This is a genomic window from Bartonella sp. ML70XJBT, assembly GCF_028618425.1.
In the GTDB taxonomy this organism is placed as follows: domain Bacteria; phylum Pseudomonadota; class Alphaproteobacteria; order Rhizobiales; family Rhizobiaceae; genus Bartonella.
In genome coordinates, this window is the sequence record NZ_JAQISX010000013.1 from 44,182 (window position 1) to 61,040 (window position 16,859).

The window sequence follows — 16,859 nt, forward strand, 5'->3', positions numbered from 1 at the left end:
TTCTTTGTTTCTTTATCATCAACAATGAATAAAAACAGAATGCATCTATAGTTTATGTTTCATACGAGAAGATTTTATTCTTCTGAAATTTCAATTTTAACGAGATTTAAAATACGATATTATTTTGCTTATTATCCATCCTAAAAACATGCCTGCTGTACTTGCAGCATATCCAATTGCCACCCCAATACCAAAAGTCCCCAGTGTAAGAGGCTCAAAGACCTTTTCAAATTTTCCCTCAATGGTCGTTTCATCCCCCACACCATGATTTAGATTTTGTGTATAGAGAGAAACAGAATGGATGACATCTTTTCTTTTCTGTTCTATTGCTGAAACAAAACTATTCTCACGATGAGTACTCTTTTGCAAATACTTTGCATTTACGCTTACAACCTGTGAAAGAGAAAAGGCAAACATCATGAACATAATTAATATATGACTTTTAAACAATTTAATCATAATTTACCTCAAATACTTTATACTATTCAATATATATGCGTAAATTTATATTTTGGATATTTGGATTTAATCTACGTCATTTATATTTTAGTAAGAGGAGCTTCATTATGTAATGAATTATAATAAAATAATAATACATAATGAAGCAATTATTCTAGCGTTATACAATGTGTTGAATTATTTGAACATCAATACGATATCTTTTATCCAACTTATAATCGAACCTATAAAACTCATAGCATATCCAGCAAATAATAGTCCCATTCCTACAGTCATGGGTTCAAGGACTTTTTCAACTTTTCCTTCACCGACTGTTCCATTTTGTGTTTGATAACTTACAGATGGAGCATAGAAAGCAGTTGTAGAAACCGCATCAGATTTTGCGTTCTTTACTTGTGCTATTAGAGGAATAGACAATTCCTCTTTTGGGGGAGTGTTTTCTAAATAGTTTGCATTAACATTTATGGTTTGTGAAAGAAAAAAAGTGCTCGCTATAAAAACACTTAAGACATAATTTTTAAATAATTTTACCATAACTTTACCTCAAATAATTTTAAATTATATGTGTAAGTAAATATACAATATGTATGCAAAACTTACTTTATATAAAAACACATATTTCATTATGTATTTTTAGTCAATATTTGAAATACATAATTTAAAATATAGTTATAATTTTTATAAACATTATTGTAAAAAAGTGACAGTAATAATTACAAAAAATATTTTTAAATCGTTTATTTATACGTTAATATATATTTTTATAATTATGATGATCCTATCAAGATATATTTTATATCATATTTTTTAATACACTTAGATATAATAACATTGATTTTAATTTTTTACGTATTAAATATATAAAAATGATCTTTATTATAGAATATATAATAAAAAACATGAAAATTATAATTTATACGAAAAAACTCTCAACACTGAATATAAAGGACATCGCTAGAATCTTATCAAATATATTTGTTTTTATGGATATCTGTTATTAAAAATATATACTATTTAGATACTATAAATATCTTCTTAAAAGTTTATATTTAATTATATTTCATTTTAATTTATAGATAATAAAAAATATACAGTTTTTGATAGTGAAGTAGAGTACGGATTGAATAAAGATGAATACTATGATCTTTTCATCAATATGAATAGCACGACCGCAGACAGTGTTCAGAAGAACATCGATAGAGATATATTTGTGCGTGTACCCCAAAAATTAACATTGGATAATATTTAAAAAATTTTCTTCTGCCCAAACTGAAAAACTACTTTTTTTAGAAAGGGCGTTTTTATTAAAGTTGGATTATTTTTGAAAAAATCAAATTTCATTACTTATTTAAAAAAGTTTATTAAGTGCTTTGAGAAAATTTTAAGCTGCTACTAGTATCTCTTGACGGTATTCAACCTCGGCTATTATATGTTTCATATTGAAATATTTGTTTAAAAAAACGTTTAGCTTATTTTACAAGGATACGTGTGAGTAGTATAATGATAAAACTCTAAGTTCATAAGTCACCGCCATCTTTATTTTTATAAAGGATTAAGACGGTATGGATCGTACGCTAGGCTCGTTCCTAATGTTCCTATAACCCTCGGCTCTTGAGGTGCTTCATGAAGGGGTGTTTTTATTTATTTTTTTAATTAACTTAATATATCCAGATTTGAAATGAAAGATTTTTACGATATTCATTTTTGTTTAATCTGAATAACGTTAGGTTATCATTATAAATCAATGTATTGCTCATCATTTTCTTGATAAAAATATTTCCTATAAAACCGCATATCTTTATAAAGACATATTTTCTTAGTCTTTATATAACTTTAGAGAGGTTATGGCAATTGATGTTGTCAAAAGATTTTTTACGCAGCAATATCAATAAACCTTCAACAAGTTTATGAGATTTGGATTGAGAAAATATAAGCCCTTATAACTTGGAAAGGATGCTTTTGTCATTTTCAATAAACTTTTGTGTTTTACAGATTCCGCGAATTTTAAAGTATTCGCCTGTGGTCAATACGAACAGAGCATACAATTTTACCATGTTGGGTAATGATTTAATAAGCGGAGGGTGATGATTTTGACATAGCAATTTTCACATCTTATTGAGCAAGGAGTTATAATATTCTTTTCTTTGACAAATCTAGTCATTTATCAGGATGGGCTGCTGATGTTGGAACGAGGATATTGGATTTGAGAAAAATAGGCAGTTTACCGGTAGGATTGCTTTCCCAGAAGAGTGGATTCCTATGCGTTTGTATCCTTACTTTTGGGCTCCAGCATGTAATGGTTAGACTTATGGTTTCTGGGCAAGTCCCATATTTTTTCTTCTTCTTCACATTATTAAGATGTAATCGCCCTATGTTGAAAATCACGTATTGATTAAAGTTATTAGAAAAGAAGAGAAGCAAGAAGGGGAGGATATTTGGATAAAATATCCTCTTACAAGAATTTACAAACTGATGTCTTCAAGAATTTTTTTATAATAAATCGCGCCATACAGCCATTGCTTCTAAAACTTCTCCTAAATGAGCATGTTTTGCGATAACCGTTTCCGCACCAGCTTCTGCAAGTGCATTAGAGTGGCCAAGATAGCTATGGGAACCTCCCGTAAAGCCGATGACACGCATGCCTGCTGCTATAGCGGCATGAACACCATGAAGTGAATCTTCTATAACGATTGTGTTTTGAGGCTCTACCTGTAATTGTTGTGCGGCAAAAAGGAAAACATCAGGGGCTGGTTTCGTTTTTTTTGTTCCAACTTCAGGGGCTGAAAATATTTTACCTTCAAAAAGGTCATAGAGATCAACAGTGGTGAGCATTTCTTTTATATCTACGCTTTTTGCATTAGAGCAGATACAGTAGGGATAGCGCGTTTGAATCATTTCTACAGTTTCTCTTACATCATCAATAGCTCGTAATTCAGTTTTTATTTGTGTACGAAAAATATTGGTCATCTGATCTATGAGATGAGCAGAAACTGGTTTTTCTGTTTCCTGTTCAACGTGTTTAAGAATATCGCGAAAGATAAGTCCTGCAAAACGCTCACTCAATTCTTCCGCTGATATTTCATATCCTGTTTGTTTGAGTAATTGAGATCCAATTTTTGCTGCAAGATATTCAGAGTCGACGAGAACTCCGTCACAATCAAAAATAATAAGATCTATCTGAGGCATAAGATATTCCTTTACATACGAGATGGACAATTTTCATGAAAACAATATTAAGATGACCTTATTTTATAAAAATATGCTTTGAAAACGATTTTTAATTCTTTTACAAAATAAAAGCTATAAGAATAGTACATTAAAAAAAATAAGGCCTCATTTTTATGAAAGTTTTTTGACTTAAAAAAAATAAAAACGAATATCAATTTTGTAGAACTTTAACGATACGTTTACTCTATTTTGTAAATATGGATGGGTAATGCGGGCCTATAAACTATTTTGATTGATTATAGGGCAAATTCAGTTCATTTCGTTGGGTTTTTCATGACAGTTATTCAGCTTCAAAAAGATTTCATTCGTACTTCCTCACAGATGCCATGGCGCAATAAAATTTTTAAAGGAGATTGTGTTGCCGTTTTAGAAAAATTGCCAAAACATTCCGTTGATATGATTTTTGCGGATCCTCCTTATAATTTGCAATTGGATGGTGCTTTATACCGCCCAGATCATTCGCTTGTTGATGCGGTTGATGATGCATGGGACCAGTTTGAGAGTTTTGCTGCTTATGATGCTTTTACCCGAGCATGGTTGCTTGCGTGTCGTCGTGTGTTAAAACCCAACGGAACGCTTTGGGTTATCGGATCTTACCATAATATTTTTCGAGTTGGTACGGCATTACAAGATTTAGGTTTTTGGATGCTTAATGATATTATTTGGCGTAAAAATAATCCGATGCCTAATTTCCGAGGGCGCCGCTTTCAAAATGCCCATGAGACGCTGATTTGGGCTGTGCGAGATCAAAAAGACAAAAAGTACACATTTAATTATGATGCTTTAAAAGCAGCAAATGAAGATTTACAAATGCGTTCAGATTGGCTTTTTCCTCTCTGTACTGGAGCTGAACGTTTAAAGGATGATTCAGGGCGTAAATTACATCCAACACAAAAACCACAAGCGTTATTAGCACGTATTATTATGGCTTCTAGTAAGCCTGGTGATGTTATTCTTGATCCGTTTTTTGGTTCGGGAACAACAGGTGCTGTTGCCAAGCTTTTAGGGCGTGATTTTGTTGGGATTGAACGCGAGCAAGATTACATTGACGCAGCATGTGAGAGAATTGCGGCGATTAAACCTTTAGCACAACCAGAACTAGCAATTTTGGATAGAAAAAAAGCAGAACCACGTGTAGCATTCAATAGTTTGCTTGAAGCAGGTTTACTCTATCCTGGGGAAGTTCTTTATGATCGCAAGAAGCAAGTATCTGCTATTGTAAGAGCTGATGGTACGATTATGCATGGTGGTGAAGCCGGCTCAATTCATGCAATGGGGAGAAAAGCTCAAGATTCGCAGAGTTGTAACGGTTGGACCTTTTGGTATTATGAGGAAAATGGACGATTGAAATCCATAGATCATTTAAGAATGATCATACGCTCACAAATGTTAAAAACAGGTGTTTTATAAACGAAGAAGATCACTTCATTCGATTGACCACCAATATGTAGATGCCCTTAATTAAGAGAGACGTAAGGGCATTTTATGCCTTTAAAAGCGTTATTTATATGCTCGTTTTGCTTGCAAAGTGGAAAGTGAGTGTTTTTTATATTTCTTGTAGAAAAAATCAAGGTAAAGAATCTTCATTCTATACTTTTATTTAAGGATAAAAATAGTCAAATTATCAATCGATATAATTTTATGAAAATCAAATAACAGAATTCAAAAGATTCATTTAGAAGTTCAAAAAAATTAAGTTCTTTTAAGGAGGGAGCATGTACATTTATGGCTGTGCGTGCAGTATAGCAATATATTAACTTATAACGATAATTTAGCATTATTCAATCTTTTGAATTAGCGTCTCAAATATCGTCATATTTTTTATTTCAAAGCTGTTTTATATTGAGTCAATAAAAATCACTTTTTTGCACGTCATAAGCGGAGCTAATATAGGGCTAAAATTTCTAAAGAAAGAACTAAAAGTACCTCTTATGAACCCTCTCAAGTGTTGTGGGCTGTAGACAATATTGGAGGTTGATAAAGTGTGTGATGGTATCGGCTTGCTTTTGCGTAAGTGAAAAAAGATGAATCCTGAAATTTAAATATAAGCTTTCTAAGCTTTTTTATTCCTACTTAATTTTTATGTGTAAGAAAAATTGGTTATTTCACGTTCTTAAATTTTCTTTTACAGAGGAAGAAATGGTCGCTAGGGATATCAAAGTCTCCGTTAACAAACATTTTTATCAATAGGGACGGTCATTTAAATCTGAACGAATTGGGAAGTGCTATGGAGATAGCTTTTTTCATAACAGTAGGGAGCGCTTCTTCGGCAAGGTGTTGAATATTGCACCACCAACCATTTTCACAATTCGTTTCATGAAGATCATCAGTATAGTAAACATCGAGTTTTAGAGAAAAGTGAGTAAAAACATGGGTAATTTGTCCTTTGAATTTCCAATTAGCAGTAAAGGGTGCATTTTGAAGTCCGTTTTCGTTGTTTATGCCAATATTATTAGGAATTTGGGTCATTCCGCCAAGGAGTTTTTGTGTCTGTCTTTTTTCTAAATAAATTTGTCTCTTTTTATTAAGGATCACAAAAGCAACACCTGTTTTTAAAGGGCGTTCTTTTTTCGGAGCTTTGACTGGAAAAGCTTCTGTTTGTTGTATCTTTTCCGCTTTGCATAAACTTTGAAGAGGGCAGATAGAACAAGATGGTTTGCGTGGAGTACAAATTGTTGCTCCCAAATCCATCATTGCTTGAGCAAAGTCGCCAGGACGATTTAAAGCAATAATTTTTTGTGTTTGTTCTTTAATTTCAGCTTTTGCTTTTGGTAATATTGAAGTGATAGCAAAAAGGCGAGCTACCACACGTTCGACATTACCATCAACCACTGCTACAGGGTGGTTAAAAGCAATTGCGGCAATGGCTGCGGCTGTATAATCTCCAATCCCCGCAAGAGTTCGTAAGGCTTTTACAGATTGTGGAAATTGTCCTGCGTAGTTTTCAACAAGCTGTCTTGAACATTTTTTAAGATTACGTGCGCGTGAATAATAACCAAGTCCAGCCCATGCTTTCATGATGTCATCTTGTGAGGCTTTTGCTAAAGAAGAAAGATCAGGCCAAAGTTTCAGAAATTTTTTAAAATAAGGCTTAACCGTTTCAACGGTCGTTTGTTGAAGCATGATTTCAGAAAGCCAAACGTGATAAGGATCAGGACGGATACCTTGTTTTTGTTCTTCAGGAGTAATCCGCCATGGGAGATGTCGGTGATTTTGATCGTACCAAGAAAGGAGGTGCGAGGAAATTTCATACATGATTGTTTTCAAGCATAGGGAGATGTAAAATGCAAAAGAAAAAAGCATTTATTGGGTCATCTATGTTTTTTTGCTCTTGTATTTTTATTGTCGAGATTTTTGCTGAAGAGAGAATGTCTATTTTGTTGATATTATATAAATTGGAAAGGTAATAATTTTTAGATGAAACAAATGATTGTAATTGAGTAAATGATTGAACAATGATCTAAAAATGAGAAAACAACTAAAAAAACATACTTTTTATTCTCTTTCGAGGACGGTTCTGAAAATACTTGATCCAGTTTTACGTAAACGGACAGGGCTTAATGTTGCGCTTATAGAGCATTGGCCACAAATTGCGGGCTATGATATCAGTAAACATACAATACCCCTTAAAATTATTTGGAAACGTCGCGCTGATCAAGATGAAGTTTTTAAGCCCGCAGCACTTGTTATTGCATGTGAAGGATTTGCTGCGTTAAAATTGATGCATGAAACAGAAGAATTGCTTCATAGAATTAATGGATTTTTTGGTTATATTGCTATTGATCGTATCAAGATTGAGCAAAGAAGTCTGTCGATTTTTATGAATCATGTGCCTCTAAAGCCAACTTTGAGTGAAATAGACAAAAAATGCTTGGAAAAAATGCTCGAAGGGATTGAAGATAAAAGCTTACGCCAATCACTTTATAAACTTGGCAGTTGCATTTTCTCGGAAAAAAATAATAAATAGCAAGATATTTTAGATATTTTTCTTTAATATATGCAAAAGCATTGGATTCTTATTAGTTTAATAACAACAGAAAAGTATTATTTATGGTAAAATATCGTTCTTTTTTATCTCTCGGAATAATTTTTCTCTTCATAACGATTGTACAAAACAGTGTAACAGTTGCTTTAGCGCATGGTTCCAAACCTGTTGCAACGGTAGATATGGCTGAGCTTCTTCAATCGGGTAAAGTAAAGGATCGCTTTGAAGGAGAGGCAGATGCTCCAGTCATCATTGTTGAGTATGCTTCGTTGACATGTACGCATTGTGCGCATTTTTATAATGATATCCTTCCTCAAATTCGTAAAAAATATATCAAAACAGGTAAAGTAAAAATGATTTTTCGCGATTATGCTTTTGATCCTCGGGCAACAGCAGGTTTTATGTTAGCACGATGTGCACCAGAAGATCGCTATTTTCCTTTGATAGAAGTTTTATTTCAAAAACAAAATGAGTGGGTTTGGGTAAAAGATGCTCTGACACCGTTGAAAAAAATTAGCTTAATGGCGGGTTTTACAGATGAGAGTTTTACTGCGTGTTTGAAAAATCAGGCCATTTTAGATGAAGTGAATGCATCTTTTGAGCGTGGTAAAGAACTTGGTGTCACAGCAACGCCTACTTTCTTTATCAATGGTGATAAATATGAAGGTGCCATGAAAGTAGAAGACTTTTTTTCGGTGATTGATGGTTATCTTAAAAACTGAATTTTAATCTTCCAAAAGGTGGATAAGTGAGATGTGTGGTCATTTCTCTTTCGGAATGATTGTTATTATGCATTTATGAAGTGATTATGAAACGATATTTTTTGTTTTGCCGGTTTTAAAATCAAATCATTGCATTTAAATGAGCTTAGGTTGAATGATATTTTGATGCCTGATATGGGAGGATTTGTATAATGAAAAAATGGGTTTATAGTTTTGGAGATGGCAGCGCAGAAGGAAGCGCAAACGAGCGTAATCTTCTGGGAGGTAAAGGCGCTAATTTGGCAGAAATGAGTAATCTGGGTTTGCCGGTACCGCCCGGCTTTACTCTGACAACAGAAGTTTGTAATTTTTATTATGCCCATGACAAATCATATCCAGAAGAGCTACAGGAATCTGTTAAGAAAGCGCTAAGACGTGTTGCTGAACAAACAGGACGTGAATTTGGGAATGAACAAAGACCCCTTTTGCTTTCTGTTCGTTCAGGGGCGCGAGCTTCTATGCCAGGGATGATGGATACAGTGCTAAATCTTGGCATGAATGATGAAACTGTCAAAGCGATTGCTTTACAAGCCAAGAATGAACGTTTTGCTTATGATAGTTATCGGCGTTTTATCCAAATGTATTCCAACGTTGTTTTGGGGTTAGACCATTCGTATTTTGAAGAGATTCTTGATGAAGTAAAAGCACACAATGCTTACACTGTTGATACAGAAATGACAGCAGATGATTGGAAAAATGTCATTACTTCTTATAAAGCCTATGTTGAAAAACAATTAGGAAAGCCTTTTCCACAAGATCCTGAACAACAGTTATGGGGGGCGATTGGAGCTGTTTTTTCAAGTTGGATGACAGCACGTGCAGTTACTTATCGCCGTTTACATGGCATTCCTGAAAGCTGGGGAACGGCCGTGAATGTGCAAGCTATGGTTTTTGGTAACATGGGGGAAGATTCGGCAACAGGTGTGGCTTTTACACGCAATCCATCGATAGGACAAAAAGAACTTTATGGTGAATTTTTAGTTAATGCGCAGGGGGAGGATGTTGTGGCGGGGATTCGAACGCCTCAAAATATTACAGAAAATGCACGTATTGTTGCTGGTTCAAATAATCCGTCTTTAGAAAAAATCATGCCTGAAGCTTTTTTTAAGTTATGTCAGATCGCGCAGAAGCTTGAGCAGCATTATCGAGATATGCAGGATCTCGAATTTACCATTGAAAAGGGTAAATTATGGATGTTGCAGACTCGTTCAGGAAAGCGCACGGCTCGTGCAGCTCTCAAGATGGCAATTGAAATGGTTGAAGAGGGTTTAATAAGTCGTGAAGAGGCTGTCATGCGTATTGATGCAAAGTCACTTGACCAACTTTTACACCCAACACTAGATCCCAAAGCAGAACGTTTGGTTATAGGACGTGGTTTACCGGCGTCTCCTGGAGCCGCAATGGGTGAAATTGTTTTTACGTCAGAAGAGGCGGAAACAGCATCGGCAGAAGGGCGCAAAGTTATTTTAGTCCGTGTAGAAACAAGCCCAGAAGATATTCATGGGATGCATGCAGCTGAAGGAATTTTAACAACGCGTGGTGGCATGACAAGCCATGCTGCTGTTGTAGCGCGGGGGATGGGAAAGCCATGTATTTCCGGTGCTGGTAGTGTACGGATTGATTATAACACAAATACGCTGTTTGCCTCAGGAGAAAGCTTTAAAAAGGGTGATATTATCACAATTGATGGTGGAAGTGGGGAAATTTTCAAAGGGAAGGTTGCGATGTTGCAGCCTGAACTTTGTGGAGACTTTGCAAAGTTGATGAAATGGGCTGATGGGATGCGACGTATAAGAGTTCGTGCCAATGCTGAGACACCCTCTGATGCCCGTATGGGGCGTTCTTTTGGGGCTGAAGGTATTGGTCTTTGCCGTACGGAGCATATGTTTTTTTCTGGTGAACGTATTGTTGCCATGCGTGAAATGATTTTAAGTCATGATGAAAGTGGACGTCGCAAAGCATTAGATAAGCTTTTGCCAATGCAGCGTTCAGATTTTAGTGAATTATTTGAAATTATGTGTGGTTTGCCTGTGACCATTCGCTTGCTCGATCCGCCACTCCATGAATTTCTACCAAAAACCGATGCAGAAATTCTTGAAGTTGCAAAAGCTATGGGGGTTTCTGTGGAAGCGCTTGCTGAACGCGCACAGCAGTTGCACGAATTTAACCCTATGCTTGGATTACGAGGATGTCGTTTAGCCATTACTTATCCTGAAATCGCTGAAATGCAAGCGCGGGCGATTTTTGAAGCGGCAGCAGAAGCCGCCCAAAAATCTGGATCTCCTGTTATGCTTGAAATTATGGTGCCACTTATTGCGCTTAAATCTGAACTTGATTTTGTCAAAGCGCGTATTGATCAGGTTGCTGAGGAAGTGATGAAAGAAAAGGGAAGTTCTATTCAGTATATGGTTGGGACGATGATTGAGCTTCCAAGAGCAGCGCTTCGAGCCGATGAAATTTCTGAAACAGCAGAATTTTTTTCATTTGGAACAAACGATTTGACACAAACTACTTTTGGAATTTCCCGTGATGATGCTGCTCCTTTTTTGGCAACCTATTTTCAAAAAGGTCTTTTAGAACAAGATCCTTTCGTATCTATTGATCGTGATGGTGTAGGAGAACTGATTGCTATTGCTGCACAGCGTGGACGCTCAAAGCGTGCAAAAATAAAATTGGGAATTTGTGGTGAACATGGAGGTGATCCTGCTTCTATTGCTTTATGTGAAGAAAATAACCTAGATTATGTTTCATGTTCTCCTTTTAGAGTTCCAATTGCCCGTTTAGCGGCAGCGCAAGCTGCAATAGCAAAAAAAATATAACGGGTTAATATTTTTTATTGTATCGTTACCAGTGAAATAAATTTTTATGTACGTTCTTTTATTTTATTCCTTAAAGAAAATACAAAGCATTTCTAGAATCCTCTATAATTTATAGCATGTGAGAAAGTGTATTTTTGAGAGGGGCATGAAAGAAAGTATGAGGCAAGATAAAACAAAGGGTTATTATTAATAGGCTTTCACGTATGGACGGGTTACTTGATAGAGAATGGGATGCTATTGTGCAATTAATTCATGCGTTTGCCTTTTAACAGGATGAACGCCTCACACAAAACAGAATGCTTCAAACAAACGCATTTATTTTGTACATTGATAGGTTGTTTTGAAGAAATGCTTCCTAATCCATTTCAAATTATTATTCGTAGAATGGGATTATGTAAAACTTCTTGTAATTATAAAATTTCCTCAGAGTTTATAAAACTCCCTGTGCTCTACCAACTTTATGTTTATGAAGAAATATAAAAGTTATATAAGGCATTGATTATAAATATAATTTATATATTTCTCATATTGAATATTCTCCCGAATATCATAACATTTTCTCATTTCAGCTTCTTTTATAATTGAATCAATGAAAACTATATTTTTTGCTTTTATAGGCGGAGAGAACTATGTAGATAAAAAATTAAAGCGAAAATATGCTTTTTTATAAATCGTCTCAAGTTTCAAGAGTTGTTACAATATTGAAAGTAGGGACAGTGTGTAATGATGCCAGCTTTCTCCTTTACAAGCATAAAGATGATAGTGCACAGCGGAATTGCTATTATATTATTCTCGGGCATTATTGCAAAATAGGTTTGGGTACTTTGAGAGTGTTTATTTCAAAGAAAGGCCCCGTGAATGGCAAAGTATATTCCATTTGGGATGTTTTATTTTACGTTAGGAAATATTCCAAAAAGACACGTGATAAATAAAAGCGTGAGGCAATACTCTCCATTATTTAAAAGAAGATACGGCTTTATATGTCTTTGAAAGCCGTAAAGTTAAATGAAAAGAAAATGACCAAAATGGCAAATGTTTTCTACTCTTAAAACTTTTATGTTCGGCCCACATTAAGCTGTCTTCCTATTTTCGAAAGATTACACAAACAGCCGATATACGCGCGTGCACCCCTTTGGCATACAAAAGCGACAACAGTAGAGAAAGCGCCTTAGTCTTTATCTCAAATATGCGATTGAATGAGGACTTAAATGTTGATTGACAAGCAACAACAAAAGCACAGGCTTTTTTAGAAAACAACGTTATAAAATACAAAACTTTCCAATTATGGATTAGAGAAATGTGCCGGCCTTTTTAAAATACTTTGCAAAAGAACAGCCATAACACAACCGGCTTTTCATCTCATTATTCTTATAGGTGTTCGAACATATTTTTGCGTTATATTCACAAAATCAAATTGACAGTAATTATGGATCATTTCTAGCTCGAAAATATGAAGTAAAGGTGTGATATGACAACAGAATTTCGTGTCCTGTGACCTTCAGAAGCAATAAAAATTTTAGAGTGAGTGCCTTTGCTTTCTTTACAATGATTTCTTTTTTCTGCAATCGGTTGTGATCTCCTTGCTAGCCAATTGTATGGCTCAATATGGAATATGTAAGAAAACTATTCTGATTATTTAATATAGAAGGGTTTACGGTAAAGAAATATTTTTGTATTCGGATACATTAAACAAGAAAATGATCAATTATCATTATAAATTAAGAGATTGTTTTTATGATATAGACGATTAGCTTTAATTTAATAAACCAATTTCACGCATTTTCATTAAAATTGTGGAATTAATTTTTCCCGTGATAGGAAGGTCAAATATTTTTTGAAACTGTTTTAAGGCTTCTATGGTTTTTTGATCTTCTATTCCTGTGACAAGAATTTCCTCATGACCAAAATTACGTAAAGCTTTTTGCACCTGTAAAATATCTTCAACAGAAGGATCTAAAATAGCTTCTTCTGAATTTGTTATATTTCTTGTTGTTGTATCATTTGCCATTTCTATTTCGCTCTGCTTAATTAATACTGCAATTTCATCTGTTGTGGCGTTGGGTAAAACGTCATTTTTCTTTTTTTGAGTCGCTTGTTGTTTCCATAAAGCGATGGCACGACGCGTTTTAGGTCCTTCTAGTCCATCTAAAGGTCCATCATAAAGTCCTAATTCTGCAAGTTCTTTTTGCTTTTCCAGCATGCTTGCTGATTGATGGAGGAAAGGTGGATTTGTGTTGTGATGACTCGAAGAATTTAATGAAGTTACACGAGAGGATTCTTGTGATTTTGATTCTTTTTCAGATAGATTAGAGCTTTTTCCTATATTTTGAGTAGAAGAAAACTTTATTTGATTGAAAATATTTTTATGTGGTGTCATTTGCAAAAATAAAGCATTAACTGAAACAAATAAAAAACTAATGCTAAAAAGAATAGAGCCAACAAAAAATAAAGTATTTTTTCGTGTATAGAAATAAAGAGTTTTTGTTATCCAAAAAATAAACTGAAAAATTATAAGAAAAAGAGTAATAACAAAACTACTATGGTATTTACGATGTTTTATAGCTTTTTTTCGGGATGTCTTTCGCTTTGTTGTCATTAGTTTTGATTTTCAGTTGCGTTTATTTTTCACAAAAAACGAATGTAAATAATTTCTTATTTCAAGCTAGGAAGAAGTGCAGTGATATTAGTGTTTTTTCCTTTCAGATTCCTAGAATAAGCAGGTTCATTATATCCATTTATAAGTTGATAAATCAACAAGAGCTCTTATCAACATTTATTAATTTCATATTTTACAAATTTTTAATCTGTATAAGAGAGCATCAAATGATTAACACTCAAGACCCTATAGTGTTTTCAAACGAGTGCTATCACATTTAATCATCTAAACAACAATGCTACGTTATTCTTCATTTTTGGCACATATGTTTGCCTATTCTTTAAAATCAAGTTGAGAATATTTTCCTATAATGCCAGAATGATGATAGTCATTATCATTCTTTATAGCTTACATATAGAGGGTTACTTATCCGTAAACGATTTGGTAAGAGCAATTTCCTCTTGGTGATATTATATTTTGGCATAAACTCCTCCTATTCATATTCACTTATTTTCATAAGTATCAATTAAATTGATGTTTACAGTATTATAAGAAATCTTAGCTTGAGATGAAATCATAAGAGATGCCTCTATTTTTTATATTTCATCGACATGTTGATCATATTTATGATGTGTCAGTAAAAATTTTATAGACAATATAAATATTTTATCGATAAGAGAGTCAAAATAACAGAGTTTCTCTCTCTTTAGCCTAGCCCTTTCAACTAAACTTAAAATGATGAGTTATTATTAAAAATAAGTATATACACAATAGGGAAAAGAAATTGGATTCTGTATTTAATCCTTGTCTTATCTCTACACTTTCTTGTGGAATAAAAAGTGACAATTATGGGGTGTACACTTCTTATCCCTTATATACGATCATGATTATGTCTCTTATTTTTTATCATAGATTCTTATATATAATATTATATATAAGAATCCTCTAACTGTATGATATTTCGTATAACTTTGGTGTTATTTTTTGCCGAATAGACAATATATCCCATTTTTATACAGTGATATTGTATCATATTTATAAAAAAGCTAACGATATAGGTCCAATAAATGAATACTCAACTTTATAAAAAACTCGTTTTATAAATTTTTTATAAAGGTACAGTGTGTAAAATACCTCTTTTATTGCCTTTACCACTGCGGTACATTAATTGCTCATGATACGTTTTTTAATCAAATTATCATTTTTTTTGTTTTTTGTTTTTGTCATTATTTCATTTTTTGTAGCAAATCCAAGCAGTAACCATTCTTCTAATTCAAAAAATAATGAGACAACAACAAGTGATATAATTATTGCGTTTAAGGAAGCTTTAAATGACTTAGGAACATTTTGTGATCGTAATAAAGAAACTTGTAAAGTAGGAAAGTCCTTTTTAAGTTTACTTGGCGAACGCGCATATTACGGTGCAAAAGCTGTTTATGAATATTTAGGGCATATATTAGGGAACAAAAATAATATAGAGATTTCTCCTAATGTTTCTCACAAAATGGAAATAAAAGAACTCTTACAAAATCATACAATGTTATCTTAAAATAAGAATCTTTAACGTCCTTCATATTCATTATATTAGGAAAATAAATATTTATCTACCAATAAATATATTCAACATGATTATTAAAAGGAAACAGGACTAAGATAATGGCGGAAACAATCGACAATATTATAGAAAACTTTTCGCTTTTAGATAATTGGGAAGATCGTTATCGTTATGTCATTGAGCTTGGCCATGAATTGCCACCTTTTCCAGAAAGTGCTCGAAACGATGCCCACAAAGTTCCTGGTTGTGTTAGCCAAGTGTGGCTTTTATCATCACGTAATAATTCAGAAGATCCAATAGTAACGTTTCAAGGTGATTCCGATGCCCATATTGTGCGTGGACTCATTTATATTCTTTTGGCTTATTATTCAGGAAAAAAAGCTTCTGAAATTCGCAACTCTGATGCTCAAAATCTCTTTGAGAAACTTGGTTTAAACGAAAATCTTACACCACAACGATCCAATGGTCTGAAATCAATGATCAAACGAATCCATAACGAAAGCTCTATATAGTTCCCTTTCTACAAATTGCTATACACACAAAAGCTTTACAGAAAACGTGCACTCTAAAAAGCAACTTTATATAAATCTATATAGGAATTATTTTTTCGAAAAATATAACTATTTAGCTTTTTTCCGTTTGCTTTTGCGTCCAAGTCCCATCTCTTTGGCTAAAGCTGATCGTGTTTTCGCATAATTAGGCGCCACCATAGGATAGGAACTATCTAACTGCCATTTTTCACGGTATTCCTCTGGTAACATTCCATAATGTGTCATGAGATGACGCTTGAGAGATTTAAATTTCTTTCCATCTTCAAGGCAAATGAGATAATCAGGAAATACTGAACGTTTTGGATTAACGGCAGGCCTTTGTTTTTCAGCTTCAACTTCAGCTAACTCTAGATTCCCTGCTTTACGAAAAGCAGCATGGACATCAGCAATCAAACTTGGCACTTCAGTCGGTCGAATAGAATTATTACTCACGTAGGCAGCAACAATATCAGCAACCAATGTAATAACTAAATTGCTTTCAGTCTCTAAGACTGCACGATGTTCCATTCTTGTTTCCTTTAATTCAAAATCGAGTAATTCAAAGTCGAGATATAGTGCATATACTCATAATATAAAGATCCGATGCACATAAGTTTCATATTGTACAAAAATCTTTTTTGTCAATTCAATTATTCTATAAAATTGCCAAAACACAAAAAAATCAAATAAATACCTCTTTTTTGTCATAATATACAATAAGAAAAACAAAATTCTTACATATTAAAGATAGTTTTATTCTATAACATATCATACGTAATATATGATATATCACAAATATAAAAAAATATAAGATAAAATTTATTTATTTTTTTTGAAAAGGTAAAAATAAAATTAAGAATTATAAAAATATAAGGTATAAAATATTAATTTTATTTTAAATATTTATAATTTATTAAATATGTTTT

The 16,859-nt window shown here is 33.5% G+C and carries 12 protein-coding genes; 6 read left to right on the forward strand and 6 right to left on the reverse strand.

The annotated features are described in order from the left end of the window. Nucleotides 1-96: 96 nt before the first annotated feature. The 3 genes from PVV65_RS06195 to PVV65_RS06205 all read right to left on the reverse strand — a co-directional run bounded on the left by PVV65_RS06195 (nt 97) and on the right by PVV65_RS06205 (nt 3,645). On the reverse strand, nt 97-459 hold the full coding sequence (locus PVV65_RS06195) for a hypothetical protein (protein ID WP_273789587.1): 363 nt from the start codon (nt 457-459) through the stop codon (nt 97-99). Between the two features lie 177 nt (nt 460-636). Next, nucleotides 637-993: a hypothetical protein gene (locus tag PVV65_RS06200; RefSeq protein WP_273754742.1), complete on the reverse strand. Its 357-nt coding sequence runs from the start codon at nt 991-993 to the stop codon at nt 637-639. Nucleotides 994-2,949: 1,956 nt separating this feature from the next. After that, entirely contained in the window at nt 2,950-3,645 is a 696-nt protein-coding gene (locus PVV65_RS06205) for an HAD family phosphatase (RefSeq protein ID WP_273754741.1), read from the reverse strand. 363 nt (nt 3,646-4,008) lie between these two features. On the opposite strand from PVV65_RS06205, the gene PVV65_RS06210 reads away from it, so the two are divergent. Continuing rightward, nucleotides 4,009-5,097, forward strand: coding sequence for a site-specific DNA-methyltransferase (locus tag PVV65_RS06210; RefSeq protein ID WP_404978353.1), 1,089 nt, complete (start codon nt 4,009-4,011; stop codon nt 5,095-5,097). 786 nt (nt 5,098-5,883) lie between these two features. Here PVV65_RS06210 and mutY read toward each other — a convergent pair. After that, on the reverse strand, nt 5,884-6,990 hold the full coding sequence (gene mutY, locus PVV65_RS06215; RefSeq protein ID WP_273789588.1) for an A/G-specific adenine glycosylase: 1,107 nt from the start codon (nt 6,988-6,990) through the stop codon (nt 5,884-5,886). Between the two features lie 163 nt (nt 6,991-7,153). Here mutY and PVV65_RS06220 point away from each other — a divergent pair, with 163 nt between their 5' ends. From PVV65_RS06220 to ppdK, 3 genes are all read left to right on the forward strand, one after another. Then, nucleotides 7,154-7,654, forward strand: coding sequence for a DUF721 domain-containing protein (locus PVV65_RS06220; protein ID WP_273789589.1), 501 nt, complete (start codon nt 7,154-7,156; stop codon nt 7,652-7,654). A gap of 83 nt (nt 7,655-7,737) precedes the next feature. Further along, on the forward strand, nt 7,738-8,394 hold the full coding sequence (locus tag PVV65_RS06225) for a DsbA family protein (protein WP_273789590.1): 657 nt from the start codon (nt 7,738-7,740) through the stop codon (nt 8,392-8,394). A gap of 191 nt (nt 8,395-8,585) precedes the next feature. Next, nucleotides 8,586-11,252 (forward strand): pyruvate, phosphate dikinase, encoded by a 2,667-nt coding sequence (gene ppdK / locus PVV65_RS06230; protein WP_273789591.1) that lies wholly within the window; start codon nt 8,586-8,588, stop codon nt 11,250-11,252. 1,753 nt (nt 11,253-13,005) lie between these two features. On the opposite strand, the gene PVV65_RS06235 is transcribed toward ppdK, so the two are convergent. Then, nucleotides 13,006-13,848, reverse strand: a complete 843-nt coding sequence (locus tag PVV65_RS06235; RefSeq protein WP_273789592.1) for a peptidoglycan-binding domain-containing protein — start codon at nt 13,846-13,848, stop codon at nt 13,006-13,008. 1,174 nt (nt 13,849-15,022) lie between these two features. On the opposite strand from PVV65_RS06235, the gene PVV65_RS06240 reads away from it, so the two are divergent. Together PVV65_RS06240 and PVV65_RS06245 are read left to right on the forward strand one after the other, a co-directional pair. After that, nucleotides 15,023-15,397 carry a DUF5330 domain-containing protein gene (locus PVV65_RS06240; RefSeq protein ID WP_273789593.1) on the forward strand — a complete coding sequence of 125 codons (375 nt, stop codon included), beginning with the start codon at nt 15,023-15,025 and terminating at the stop codon, nt 15,395-15,397. Between the two features lie 107 nt (nt 15,398-15,504). Next, entirely contained in the window at nt 15,505-15,915 is a 411-nt protein-coding gene (locus PVV65_RS06245; RefSeq protein ID WP_273754733.1) for a SufE family protein, read from the forward strand. A 108-nt stretch (nt 15,916-16,023) separates the two neighbouring features. On the opposite strand, the gene PVV65_RS06250 is transcribed toward PVV65_RS06245, so the two are convergent. Continuing rightward, on the reverse strand, nt 16,024-16,461 hold the full coding sequence (locus PVV65_RS06250) for a MucR family transcriptional regulator (protein WP_273754732.1): 438 nt from the start codon (nt 16,459-16,461) through the stop codon (nt 16,024-16,026). Nucleotides 16,462-16,859 lie beyond the last annotated feature (398 nt).